9 protein-coding genes, 1 pseudogene and 1 riboswitch are annotated in these 13,387 nt (G+C 66.2%); all 10 genes and pseudogenes read left to right on the plus strand.

The window, feature by feature from the left end; all coding sequences use genetic code 11:
* Positions 1 to 55: 55 nt before the first annotated feature.
* The 10 genes and pseudogenes from ACVW1C_RS23830 to ACVW1C_RS23875 all read left to right on the plus strand — a co-directional run bounded on the left by ACVW1C_RS23830 (position 56) and on the right by ACVW1C_RS23875 (position 13,265).
* Positions 56 to 1,912, plus strand: a complete 1,857-nt coding sequence (locus tag ACVW1C_RS23830; protein WP_456760491.1) for an ABC transporter ATP-binding protein/permease — start codon at positions 56 to 58, stop codon at positions 1,910 to 1,912.
* A gap of 151 nt (positions 1,913 to 2,063) precedes the next feature.
* A complete protein-coding gene (locus ACVW1C_RS23835) occupies positions 2,064 to 2,456 on the plus strand; it encodes a hypothetical protein (protein WP_456760492.1) in 393 nt (130 codons plus the stop codon).
* A 152-nt stretch (positions 2,457 to 2,608) separates the two neighbouring features.
* Positions 2,609 to 4,099, plus strand: coding sequence for an amidohydrolase family protein (locus ACVW1C_RS23840; protein ID WP_456760493.1), 1,491 nt, complete (start codon positions 2,609 to 2,611; stop codon positions 4,097 to 4,099).
* A 1-nt stretch (position 4,100) separates the two neighbouring features.
* Positions 4,101 to 5,030 carry a CobW family GTP-binding protein gene (locus ACVW1C_RS23845; protein ID WP_456760494.1) on the plus strand — a complete coding sequence of 310 codons (930 nt, stop codon included), beginning with the start codon at positions 4,101 to 4,103 and terminating at the stop codon, positions 5,028 to 5,030.
* A gap of 224 nt (positions 5,031 to 5,254) precedes the next feature.
* Positions 5,255 to 6,575: pseudogene (locus ACVW1C_RS23850) on the plus strand (IS1182 family transposase).
* 181 nt (positions 6,576 to 6,756) lie between these two features.
* A riboswitch (cobalamin riboswitch) is annotated at positions 6,757 to 6,952 on the plus strand.
* Between the two features lie 106 nt (positions 6,953 to 7,058).
* On the plus strand, positions 7,059 to 9,341 hold the full coding sequence (locus ACVW1C_RS23855) for a TonB-dependent receptor (RefSeq protein ID WP_456760495.1): 2,283 nt from the start codon (positions 7,059 to 7,061) through the stop codon (positions 9,339 to 9,341).
* Between the two features lie 2 nt (positions 9,342 to 9,343).
* Positions 9,344 to 10,828 carry a PepSY domain-containing protein gene (locus tag ACVW1C_RS23860; protein WP_456760496.1) on the plus strand — a complete coding sequence of 495 codons (1,485 nt, stop codon included), beginning with the start codon at positions 9,344 to 9,346 and terminating at the stop codon, positions 10,826 to 10,828.
* Between the two features lie 234 nt (positions 10,829 to 11,062).
* A complete protein-coding gene (locus ACVW1C_RS23865) occupies positions 11,063 to 11,683 on the plus strand; it encodes an STN domain-containing protein (protein ID WP_456760497.1) in 621 nt (206 codons plus the stop codon).
* Positions 11,680 to 12,222, plus strand: a complete 543-nt coding sequence (locus ACVW1C_RS23870; protein ID WP_456760498.1) for an RNA polymerase sigma factor — start codon at positions 11,680 to 11,682, stop codon at positions 12,220 to 12,222. Before ACVW1C_RS23865 ends, ACVW1C_RS23870 begins: the two co-directional genes overlap by 4 nt.
* 62 nt (positions 12,223 to 12,284) lie before the next feature.
* Positions 12,285 to 13,265: a FecR family protein gene (locus ACVW1C_RS23875; protein WP_456760499.1), complete on the plus strand. Its 981-nt coding sequence runs from the start codon at positions 12,285 to 12,287 to the stop codon at positions 13,263 to 13,265.
* Positions 13,266 to 13,387: the final 122 nt, after the last annotated feature.

Raw genomic sequence — 13,387 nt, forward strand, 5'->3', positions numbered from 1 at the left:
TTGCCAGCCGGGGTCGGCGGGCCTATGTGGGGGGCGATAGAACCGGTCCAGATAAATGAGTGTAGCCGAACAGCTTGAGCCCCCTCGCGGCCCCCCCGAGCCGCCGCGAGATGCGTTGCTCGATGAGGAGGCCTTCATCGAGAGCCAGATCACCGAGCCGGCGAAGAGCCGTGCCCGCTTGCGGCCGCTGCTCGCGCTCGCGCCCTATGTGGCGCGCTACAAGGGACGGGCGATCCTCGCGCTGATCTCGCTGACGATCGCGGCGATCACTACGCTGATCGTGCCGGTCGCGGTGCGGCGGATGATCGACCTCGGCTTCACGCCCGAAGGCATCGCGATGGTCAACAGCTATTTCAGCGTGATGCTCGCGGTCGTCGCGGTGCTCGCCTGTGCCAGCGCCTCGCGTTACTACCTCGTGATGACGATCGGTGAGCGCATCGTCGCCGATCTCAGGGGTGACGTGTTCGCGCATCTGATTTCGCTGTCGCCCTCGTTCTTCGATTCCGCACGAAGCGGCGAACTGGTGTCGCGGCTCACTGCCGACACCACGCAGATCAAGTCCGCGGTCGGGGCCTCGGTGTCGATCGCGCTGCGCAATGTGATGCTGTTCTTCGGCGCCGCCGCGATGATGGTGATCACGAGCCCGCGGCTCTCGGGCTTCGTGCTGCTCGCGATTCCGATGATCGTGATTCCGCTGGTCGCGTTCGGTCGCTGGGTGCGGCGGCTGTCGCGCAACGCACAGGACACGCTGGCCGATGCCAGCGCCTATGCGAACGAGCTGGTCAACGCGATCCGCACCGTGCAGGCCTACACCGGCGAGCGGCTCGCCCGGACGCGCTTTGCCCGCGAGGTCGAGCAGGCCTATGAGGCGGCGCGCAGCTCGACCAAGGCGCGCGCGGTGCTGACGCTGATCGTCATCTTCATCGTGTTCGCCAGCGTCGTCGTGATCCTCTGGGTCGGTTCGCACGACGTGTTGATCGGCGCCATCAGCCCCGGCCGGCTCGGCCAGTTCATTCTCTATACGGCCTTCGCCGCGAGCGGCCTTGGCCAGCTCAGCGAGGTCTGGGGCGAGGTCTCGGCCGCGTCGGGCGCCGCCGAACGGCTGTTCGAGATTTTGCGCGTCAGGCCGCAGATCGCAGCTCCCGCTTCGCCGCGCGCGCTGCCGCAGCCCGCGCGCGGCGACGTCGGCTTCGACAATGTCAGCTTCGCCTATCCGACCCGGCCCAACGCGCTTGCCGTCGACGGCGTGTCGCTGGAGGTGCGCTCCGGCGAGAAGGTCGCAATCGTCGGCCCGTCGGGAGCCGGCAAGAGCACGTTGTTCCATCTGCTGCTGCGCTTCTACGATCCGAAATCGGGCACCATCTCGCTTGACGGCGTGCCGATCCGGCAGGCCGATCCGGCCGACGTGCGCGTGCGGATCGCGCTGGTGCCGCAGGATTCCGTGGTGTTCGCCGCGAGCGCCCGCGACAACATCCGGTTCGGCCGGCCCGACGCCACCGACGCCGAGGTCGAGCGCGCCGCCGACCTCGCCCATGCCACCGAATTCGTGCGCCGGCTGCCCGACGGCTTCGACGCCCAGCTCGGCGAGCGCGGCGTGACGCTGTCCGGCGGCCAGCGCCAGCGCATCGCGATCGCGCGCGCGATCCTGCGCGATGCGCCGCTGCTGCTGCTCGACGAGGCGACCTCGGCGCTCGACGCCGAGAGCGAGACGCTGGTGCAGACCGCGCTGGAGGAATTGATGCGCCATCGCACCACGCTTGTGATCGCGCATCGCCTGGCGACCGTGCTGTCCTGCGACCGCATCCTGGTGATGGACCAGGGCAGGATCGTCGAGCAGGGCACCCACGCCGAGCTGGTTGCCGCGGGCGGCCTCTATGCGCGGCTGGCGCGGTTGCAGTTCGAGGGGATTTGAACGAATTGGGACGCTGTGCCCTCCGCCTATGCGATTCCTATGCGATCGAGCGCGCGCTCCCCTCGAAAACCTATTCCCGCGCAAGGATAGTCGCGCCGCGCCTGACCTCCCTCGACAGCCCGGGGGCATCGGCGCGCGGGGTGTTCGACTGATGCGCGAGGACGCGACCAAACCCGAGAGCAGGCTGCTCCGTGCCTGGCAGCTTGCCGTGCTGCGCTTCGCAGTGACGCTCGACGACGACGATCGGATGCAGGCGCTTAATGTGGCCGGCGAGGTCGACCGGCTGGGCGGCGCGGCCGATGACGCCTTCCACTTCTTCCGCCGGACGACCGCGGAGCTGTGCGCGGCGATCTCCGGTCAGGGCGCGGATCAGGATGCCGTCATCCGGCGATTCCTGGCACAAATCGACAATGTCAGGCTCAAGCGCGCGGTCGAAGCGGCGATCGCCAGGGACCGCACGCCGCCGAAACTCGTGGCGAGCCGCATGAGACCCGGCAACGATCTCTGGCGGGGACTGCCGTCGCGGCGTGCAACCGGAACGTAACGAGGGGCTCTCTGCAATCGCCGTCACGGCGCGGCGGATATTCCGCTACAGCATGTCGCCACAACCCTGGCCCGGCTTGCTGCGATGAGTGCGATGCGCTTCTCTGTGCTCGAAATGAGACCGGCCGGTGTCGGACAATGCGGGGAGTGGCGATGGGTGGTTTGGTGATCAGCGGCGGCCGGGTGGTGGATCCGGCCAGCGGGATGGATGCGATCGGCGACGTCGCCGTCGTCGACGGCAAGATCGCCGCGGTCGGCACCGGGCTCGGCGGCGCCGAGCGGCAGATCGATGCCACCGGGCTTGTGGTGGCGCCCGGCTTCATCGACCTGCACGCGCATGGCCAGACCATTCCGGCCGATCGCATGCAGGCGTTCGACGGCGTTACGACATCGCTCGACCTCGAGGCCGGCGTGTTGCCGGTGGCATCCTGGTACGAGCGCCAGGCCGAGAAGGGGCGGGTGCTGAACTACGGCGCCGCGGCCAACTGGGCGTTCGCGCGGATCGGCGCGATGACCGGCTCGAATGCGGAAAGCTCGCTGGAATCATTCGGCGCCGCGATGCGCGATCGCCGCTGGATCGAGAACGTGGCGACCGAGGGTGAGGTCGGCGGCATCCTCGCGCGCCTTGCCAACGGATTGAACGAGGGCGGCATCGGCATCGGCATTCTCAACGCCTATGCGCCGGGCGCCGGCGTGCAGGAACTGACTGCAGTTTGCCAGCTCGCCGCCGATCATGCGGTGCCGACCTTCACCCACGTCGCCTACATGTCCCGCATCGATCCCGAGAGCGCGGTCGAGGCCTATATCCGCCTGATCGGCTATGCCGGTGCCACCGGCGCGCACATGCACATCTGCCATTTCAACTCGTCGAGCAAGACGGACATCGAGCGCTGTGTTGCGCTGATCGCGAAAGCGCAGGCGCAGGGCCTGCCGATCACGGTGGAGGCCTATCCCTACGGCACCGGCTCGACCGTGCTGGCGGCGACCTTCTTCAGCGATCCCAAATTCGAGGAGCGCAACGGCCTCGGCTATGATTCGGTGCAGCGCGTGACCGACGGTCACCGCTTCGGCAGCCGCGAGGAGTTGCTGGCGGCGCAGGCCGCGGAACCCTCGACGCTGGTGCTGTGGCATGTGCTCGATATCGAGAACAACGCGCATCATCGCGATCTGCTCGACATGGCGGTGCTGTATCCGGGCGGTGCGATCGCGTCCGACGCGATGCCGTGGGCGCTATCGGACGGCCGCCCCTACACCGGCGACGCCTGGCCGCTGCCTGACGATGCCACCTCGCATCCGCGTTCGGCCGGCTGCTTCACCCGCTTCATCCGCGAATGGGTCCGCGAGCGCCGGAAGGTGTCCCTGCTCGAGGGCATCCGCAAATGCGCGCTGATTCCGGCGGAAATCCTATCCGCGAGCACGCCGGCGATGCGCGCCAAGGGCAGGTTGCAGGTCGGCGCCGACGCTGACGTCGTGGCGTTCGACTTCGAGACGCTCAGCGATCGTGCGACCTTCTCCGCGATGAACCGCCCGGCGGAAGGCGTGCGGCATCTCGTGGTCAGCGGCCAGCCGCTGATCAATGATGGCGTGCTCGATGTCGCGGCACGGCCCGGCCGGCCGGTGCGCCGGCCCGTCACCGGGGGCTGAGGTGCCGGTCCCGATCCTGCTGGTCGCGGGTTTTCTCGGGGCGGGAAAGACCACGGTCGTCAACCATCTGCTGGCGCATGCGCAAGGCCGGCGCATCGCGGCCGTGGTCAACGATTTCGGCGCGATCAATATCGACGCGGAGCTGGTCGCGGGCGCCAGCGATGGTGTGGTCAGCCTGAGCAATGGCTGCATCTGCTGCACGCTGGAGGGCGATCTGCTGCGCACGCTCGCAACCTTGCTGCGGCGCGATCCGCGTCCCGAATTCATCGTGATCGAGACCAGCGGGATCGCCGATCCCGCCGACATCGTGCGCAACCTGATGGACCCGGTGATCTGGAAGGAGGCGCCGCTGGAGACCGTGCTGTGCGTGGTCGACGCGACCCAGCCGGCGGCGATGCTGAACGATGCGCTGCTGCGCTCGCAGTTGCGGGCGGCCGATGTGGTGGCGCTGAGCAAGGTCGATCTGGCCGATGCAGCCGCGTGCGCCGCAATCCGCGACGCGGTACGGGCAGCGCGTCCGGCGGCCGTGGTCGTTGATGCCTTGCATGGTGAGGTGCCGGAGGCGTTGCTGTTTCCGGCGGATCTCGATCATGTGCCGGCGCCGCGCGAGACCGCGCCGCGACGGCCGGGATCCGACCGGTTCGAGACGCTGAGCTGGACCTCGGAGCGGCCGGTGCGGTTGCCGCGCTTGCAGCAGGCGATCGGCAAACTGGCGCCGAAGCTGGCGCGGGCGAAGGGATTGTTCGAGACGGTGGAGCAGCCCGGACGGCTGACGGTGTTTCAACTCGCCGGCGGCCGCGCGACATTGGCTGCCGGCGGCGTGCCGGCACCCGGTGTGCCACGCACGCGAATCGTGTTCATCGCCGAGATGGGCGCTCTGTCGCGGGCCGAGATCGATGAGGTGATGCAGGGATGTGTCGAAGCAGGGTGATGCGAATTAGGTATTCCGTCATCCTGAGGAGCCGCGAAGCGGCGTCTCGAAGGATCGACGGCCCGGCTGGTGGCCGTGCATCCTTCGAGGCTCGCCCAGCGGCGCAATTGCGCCGCAAGGCTCGCACCTCAGAGCGTGTGAATTTTTCCTGTTTTAGACTGCCGATGTAGCCGGTTCGGTCGGGATGTGATTCTCTGCACGGAGCGAGTTGCGGGGGATGGAAGATGGCCGGGGACAAGCTGTTCGGAGAACTGCCTGAGCGGTCGAAGCCGCAAACTGATGGGGCGCCGTTGGGCTCGCCGCGGCTGCGCGAACCGAAGCGCGATCAAGTTGAGCTGCGAGCGGTCGATATCGAGAGCCTCATTGGGGAGGGTCATCCGGCGCGGGTGATCTGGTCCTATGTCGAAGGTCTCGACCTGAGCGAGCTTGAGGATCGGATCAAGGCCCGGGGCCACAGGCCTGGTCATCCGGCGACCTCGCCGCGACTTTTGTTGGCGCTGTGGCTCTATGCGACCAGCGAGGGGGTGGGGGAGTGCCCGGGCTCTGGAGCGGCTGTGCGAGAGCCACGATGTCTATCGCTGGCTGTGCGGCGGGGTGTCGGTGAATTATCACTCGCTGGCGGACTTCCGGGTCGGATATGCCGATTTGCTCGACCGGCTGCTGGCAGAACATCTGGCGGCGCTGGCCGAAGTCGGCTTAGTCGATCTCGACACGCTGGCGCAGGATGGCGTGCGGATTCGGGCGAGCGCCGGAGCAGCCTCGTTCCGGCGCCAGGCAACCCTCGACCGGCATCTGGGGGTGGCGCAGGGGGTCGTGGAGGAACTCAAGCGAGAGGTCGATGCGCGCTCCGACGCGAGCAACCAGCGCATCAAGGCGGCCAAGGAGCGCGCAGCACGTGAGCGCGCGCAGCGGCTGAAGGCGGCACAGGCAGCGCTTGAGGAGATCAAGCGCCAGCGTCAAGCGCGCGCGGAAGAGCGCAACAACGGCAAGACGCCCAAGGAGCCGCGCGCCTCCACCACGGACCCACAGGCGCGCGTCATGAAGATGGCCGATGGCGGCTTCCGCCCGGGGTACAATTTGCAAGTGGCAAGCGTGGCCGGAGAGCAGATCGTCGTCGGGTTCGAGATCACCAATGCCGGCTCAGACCGCGGCCTCATGCGGCCGATGCTCGAGCGGACGCGCGTGCGGATTGGTCGTCTTCCGGGGCGCCATCTCGTCGACGGCGGCTTTAGCAGCGCCCACGACATCGAATGGGCGCACAGCCAGGGAGTTGAGGTCTTCTGTCCACCGACACAATCCAAGCACGGCACCGATCCCTCCCTGCCGCGGCGCGGGGATGGCCCGGGTGTCCTGGCTTGGCGGGCTCGGATGGCTAGCGAGGCCGGCAAGGCTCAGTACAAGCTTCGCTCGATCTGCGAATGCATCCATGCCCGCTGGCGAAACTGGAACCTGCGGCAACTGACCGTGCGCGGCATCGAAAAGGTCCGCGCTGTCGTGCTCTGGTACGCACTCGCCAACAACATCCTGCAAGGCCATCAAATCTGAAGCTTCGGCTATCCCGCCAACACACCAGAAATTGGCGAAACAAAAAGATTCACAAGCTGTCAGGATGACGGAATAGAGAATCCTCGCGTCGGCCCGCGCTGTCGCTGTGTCATCGCAGCAGCATCATCCCGCAAAGCATGTGTGCGACAATCGCATCGAATTGACACCCCATCCCGCACCACCTATCGTTTCTGCCGACGGTTCCCTTCGGGGATCAAAAGGGAATGCGGTGCGAGGGTAACCCCAATGCCGCAGCTGTCCCCGCAACTGTAAACGGCGAGCCTTTCGTCAATTTGCCACTGGGCTATCAAGCCCGGGAAGGCGTCGACAGGCGATGACCCGTGAGCCAGGAGACCTGCCGTCAGTCGTGGTCACACGCGAGCACATCGGGCGGGGGCGTCCTGGTGGGATCGGAGCATTGCCTTTGGGGCAATGCGCCAGTCCGCGTTCGCGGTGACGTGCCACGTTACCGCGAGTCTTCTCATGTCTCCGTCATCTCCCGCCGCGCGCCGTTGGCGCCTCGGTCTCGTTTGCTCCCTGTCATCGCTGCTGCTGCCGACTGAGGCTTCGGCGCAAACAGCTCCACCTACGACGCTCGATCCGATCGAGGTCGCACCCTCGACATCCGCAAAGCCCAAGCCCACGGTGCGAAGCCGCAACTCGGCGACGTCGTCGCGGCCGCGCGCCAGACCTGCAACGGCGGCGGCAACCGCTGGCGCGCCGCGCACCGCGGCGTCGGGTGCATCGGGATCGGCATCGCCGACGCTCAACGCCACCACACAGGGAGGCACCGGCAGTCGCCTCAATCTGACGCCGCTGCAGACGCCGGCCAGCGTCGAGATCATCACGTCGCAGACCATCGCCGAACGCGGCCAGCACAATGTGCTCGATGCCGTCACCCAGAACGCGGCAGGGTTCATCGCGACGCCGGCGCCCGGCAATGGCGGCCTGTCGTTCAGCACCCGCGGTTTTGCCGGCAGCAACTCGGTGATGACGCTGTATGACGGCACGCGCTTCTATATCGGTTCGGGCACCCTGACGTTCCCCTACGACACCTGGTCGACGCAACGGGTTGAAGTGCTGCGCGGTCCGGCCTCGGTGCTGTACGGCGAGGGTGCGATCGGCGGCGTCATCAACGTTGTTCCGAAAAAGCCGCAGGGCACGCCCTATAACGAGGCCGAGGTCTCGCTCGACAGCAACATGACGCGACGGCTGTCGGTGGACAGCACCGGTCCGATCGATCCCAATGTGTCCTACCGCATCAACGCCACCGGCAACATGTCGGACGGCTGGGTCGATCGCGACAAGACCTCGAATGCGGTGGTCGCCGCCGCCGTGCGGGTGCAGGCATCGGACAATCTCGCCTTTACGCTCTCCGAGGACTATGGCGATCGCAGCCCGTCGCGCTATTTCGGCACGCCGCTGATCAACGGGTCGATCCAGGATGCATTGCGTTTCAAGAACTACAACGCATCAGACAGCGCGATCCGCTACCAGGACAGCTGGACCCAGTTCAAGACCGAGTGGGATGTCGCCGACGGCATCAAGGTCAACAACACGCTGTATTATCTGACCAGCGAGCGGCACTGGCGCGACATCGAAAATTACACCTGGAATCCGAAGACCCAGCTGATCGACCGCTCCAGCTACATCGAGATATTCCACGACCAGAAGCAGCTCGGCAACCGGATGGATGCGACCTTCAGCGGTCACGTTCTCGGGCTCGCGAACCAGTTCGTCGCCGGGTTCGACGTCAACCGGATCGACTTCACCCACACCAACAATTCGCCCTATGGCGGCGCGTCGTCGGTCAATCCTTACGTGTTCGATCCCGGATCGTTCTTCGCGACGACCACGGCGACGACGCCGGGCTTCAACGCGATCGTCAATCAATACGCGCTGTTCGCCGAAGATCGCCTGTCGCTGACCGATCAATTGTCGCTCGTCACCGGCGTCCGGTACGATCGTCCCGAGGTCGATCGCACCGACTACAAGACGCCGGCGAACAGTTTTGAAACCACGCTGTCGGGCACCAGCTGGCGAACCGGGTTGGTGTACGAGCCGATCAAGAACCTCGCGTTCTACGGCCAGTATGCGGTCGGCGTCGATCCGGTCAGCAACCTGATCTCGCTGTCGACCTCGCAGAAAACCTTCCAGCTCGCGACCGGCAAGCAGACCGAAATCGGCGTCAAGCAGTCGTTCTGGGGCGGCCGCGGCGAGTGGACGCTGGCAGGGTACGAGATCGTCAAGACCGGCCTGACCATTCCCGATCCCAGCAATCCGACCGCCGGCCTGGCACTGCAGATCGGCCAGCAATCATCCCGCGGGGTCGAAGGAACGATCGGGCTCGCGCTGAACGACGGCTGGCGCGTCGACGCCAATCTTGCGCTGCTGCGTGCCCGATACGACAACAACAGCCAGGTGGTCGGCGGCAAAGTCGTCAGCTACAACGGCAATGTTCCGGTCAACGTGCCGCAGCAGGTCTCGAACGTTTGGCTGACCTGGGACTTCGCGCCGAACTGGTCGGTCTATGGCGGCGTGCAGATCGTCGGCGCGATGTACTCCGATCTCGCCAACACCCAGCTGCGGCCGGGCTACAATGTGGTCAATGGCGGCATCAGGTGGAAGCCGGATGACCGCACCACGGTCGCGTTCCGGGTCTACAATCTGTTCGACAAGGTCTACGCGGTGACCTCGAACGGGACGGGGCAGTGGCTGCTCGGCATGCCGCGCACCGCCGAATTATCCGTCAACGTGAAGTTCTGACCATGCGCAACGCTCTGATCCGGCGAGCGCGGCGATGGCTCTATGTCGTCCATCGCTGGATCGGCATTGCGACGTGTCTCTTCTTCGCGATGTGGTTCATCTCCGGCCTCGTCATGATGTACGTGGCGTTTCCGCGTTTCACTGACGACGAGCGCCTCTCTGCACTCCCTGGCATCGTTTGGAGCAAGGTACAGATCGCACCTGATCGCGCGATGGCGATCGCGGGCACGGAGCATTATCCGCGCGATCTGCGGCTCTCGATGCTGGACGACGTTCCGGTCTATCGCGTGACCGGCTGGAAGGGAGCCGCCGTCACCATCTCGGCGATCGACGGCAGCGTGATCGACCGGATCGCGCCGGACCAGGCGCTTGCCGTTGCCCGGCATCACCCGCGTGCCGTGCAGCCGCAACTGCTCGATACCCTGACGCGCGATCAATGGACGGTGACGGCGCACTTCGATCCGCGGCGGCCGCTCTATTTGATCGGCCTCGGCGACGCGGATGGCACCGAACTTTATGTCTCCTCGCGCACCGGCGAGATCGCACTTGACACCACGCGGCGCGAGCGCGTCTGGAACTGGCTCGGCTCGATCCCGCACTGGATCTATCCTACCGTGTTGCGCAAGGACGGGCCGTTGTGGCGGGACGTGGTGCTGTGGATATCGGGCATCTGCCTCGTCGTCGCCGTCACCGGATTCTGGATCGGCATTCTTCGCCTGCGGCTGACGCGCCGTTACGCTGATGGCGCCGTCTCGCCCTATCGCGGCTGGATAGCCTGGCATCATATTGCCGGCCTCGTCGGCGGCATCTTCGTCATCACCTGGATGTTCAGCGGCTGGCTGTCGCTCAATCCCGGCGGTGCATTCTCCGGTCGTGGCCTCACGCGCGAGATCGAAGTCGGCTACAACGGCCATGATGCACCCGATATCGTCGCCGGCTTGCAGTCGCCGCCGCAGGTATCGGCGGTGGAGGCGCGCTTCGTCTGGATCGGCGGACGCCGGCTGATGGTGCTCGACGGCAGTAGTGGCCGCCGCAGCCTCGCGGATCCCGTGACCGGCGCGCCCGTGACGCTCTCGCAGGATGAGATCATCGCGGCTGCCCGGCGCGCGATGCCGGGAGCTGCGATGATATCGGCGCGACAGCTCGATGAACCGGACGCCCACTGGTACACGCTGCACCAAGTGCGCGAGCTTCCGGTGCTGCGGATCGGCTTCGACGATCCCGCCCATACCTGGCTGCACATCTCCCCGGTCACCGCCGAGATCCTCGACCGCAGCGACGACAGCCGTAGGTCCTATCGCTGGCTGTTCAATGCGCTGCACAGCCTGGACTTTCCCGTTCTGCTGCGCATCTGGCCGGCGCGCGATGTCGTGGTCTGGCTGCTGTCGGCGGTCGGCACGATCGTCTCGATCAGCGGTATCGTGATCGGCTGGCGCCGGCTGCGGCGGCGCAAGGTGCGGCCGGCGCGAGGTCTCCGCCCTTGTTAGCAGATTGTCACAATCTGTTTCTATGTTGCGCCTGCCGCGGGGTTTGACGAACAGCTCTATCGATCACCGATAGATCGTGCTGTTCGGCTGGGCTTGAGGATCAAGGCGGCGCCTCATGCAGTTTGTTCAACGGGTCGGAAGATCGGGCTGCGCTCGAAGCATGATCGGATGTGGCAGCGCTTTCTTGGCCTGGTCATAGGCACTCTCGTTGCCGGGAATATCCAGACGGTAACGATGGCCGCAAGCCTTGAATCAGTTCGGACGCCGGCAACGGTCGACTTCGATATTGGCAGCCAGCCTCTGGTCTCCGCGCTCGACGCCTACAGCGCGGCCACCGGTCTTCAGGTTGTCTATGACGCCACACTGGCCGAGGGGCGCCGCGCGCAGGCCGTCAAGGGATCGATGACGCCCGATATGGCGTTGCAGCTCCTGCTCGAAGGAACCGGTCTGGTCGCGGTCTATGCCGCGGCGAACGCCTTCACGATTGTACCTGCGGCCACTGCGCCGCAGACGGCGTCGATGCGTGGCTTCATGCTGTATCTTGCGGCCGTCCAGAGCAGCGTCGAGGAGGCATTCTGCCGGTCCGCGCTGACCGCGCCGGGCGGCTATCGGATCAAGTTCAGGTTCTGGATCGGGCATGCCGGCGAGGTGCTGCAGCCGCAGCTGCTCGGCTCGACCGATGACAGCGCGCGTGACCAGGCGATCGCCGCCCTGTTGCGTGCTGTCGTCATCGGCCGGCCGCCGCCGCCGGACATGCCGCAGCCCGTCATGATGGCGGTTTCGCCGCGGCCGCCTTCCGAGACCGGCGACTGTGCCGCGCGTGACCCAAGGCGCCCGGGACCGGTCGCGCGATGACGGAAACGACTTCGACCATTCTTCGGCACCTGCTCGTCGAGCGCTACGACGAGCTTCGCCGCCGCCTCGCGCGGCGTCTCGGCGACGAAAGAGCGCGCGAGACCCTTCACGAGACGTGGCTGCACCTTCGCGACAAGAACGGCCCGGGCGTGGTGGACAGCCCGATCGGCTATCTGCTGCGCAGCGCGCTCAACCTTGCGATCAGCCGGGAGCGTCAGGAGTCACGCCGGATCAAGCGGTTCGAGGTGCAGCCAATGCTCGAGATCGCCGACGCGGCGCCCGGGCCGGAACGCGAGGTCGAATCGCGGGAGCAGATTGCGCATCTGGAGCAGGTGCTTGAGGAACTGACGCCGCGTCGCCGCACGATCCTGCTCGCATCCCGCCTGGAAGGCACGCCGCTCCGGGAGATCGCCGCGCGCCTCGGCGTTTCGCAGCGCTTGGTGGAGCTTGAGCTGAAAGCCGCGCTCGAGCATTGCGCCAAGCGGTTTAACAAAAAGGTCACAAGGCGTTTCGGTCCGGCGCCGCGGGAAACGTCCTGATAGGAGAGCGTCAGAGTGTTGCGTATTTGGATGGACGTGCTGCCAAGGGAAACGCCCGATCGATGACACGTAGCGACGAACCGTCGGAGGAACTGACCGCGGTCGAGAGCGAGGCGCTTGCGCGCGTCCAGCGGCTTGGTTCGGGGCAGGCTACCCGGCGGGACATCGAGGAAACCAGGCACTGGGGAAGCCAGAGCAGCGCCCATTCGGAGGCGCTGGCGCAGGCCAGCCTGCTCTGGGATCAGCTCGGCCCGGCCGGCGCCAACCTGTTGAAGCGGCGCGGCGATTCCATGCTGGCGGACGTCCGGCGGCAGCCGCGCATGACGCGGCGGGCGATGCTCGGAGGCGCGCTGGCGACGTCGGCGGCCGCCTATCTCGTGGTGTCGCCACCGCTGCAGCTGTGGCCGTCGCTGCAGGATGTGATGGCGGACTATCGCACCGCCGCCGGCGAGCAGCGCAAGCTCACGATCGATGGCGGTGTCAAGGTGACGCTGAACACCGGAACCAGCGTCAATGTTCAGTCGGGCGACAGCAGCCAGGATCGCATCGAGATCCTGACCGGAGAAGCCGTGATCGCGGCGGCCTCCGCAAGTCGCGAAGTGCGCGTGGTTGCCGGCGACGGCGAGATGAGTGCGCGTCAGGCGCAGTTCAACGTGCGTCATGAGCCGCGCAGCACCTGCGTGACGTGCCTCGATGGCGAGGTCCGCATCACCCGTCACGGCTCCGTCGCGGCGCTGCGCGCGGGGCAACAGGTCAGCTATGCAGCGCTTGGTCTCGCGGCGCCCATGCCGGTCGATCCCGCCGAGGTGACAGCCTGGCGCGACGGAATGCTGATCTTTCATGACGCTCCGCTCGGCAACGTCGTGACGGAGATCAACCGTTACCGGTCGGGCAAGGTCATGGTGACGAACGCGGAATTGGAACGCCGTCTCGTCAACGGCCGGTTCCGCATCGACAATGTCGATGGCATCCTGACCATGTTCCAGCAAATCTTCGGCGCGAAGGCGCGACATCTGCCCGGCGGCATCGTGCTGCTGAGTTGATGTCGAGCGAGCCATGAAAGTGAGCATCATGTCTGCGCAGGAATTGTGATGCAGCCCGCGATTTTGTCGTTCGGTCCCGCCGATCAAATGGCGTCCTTGGAGACGAGAAGCCTGGCATACGG

Source organism: Bradyrhizobium sp. USDA 4011 (genome assembly GCF_054063415.1).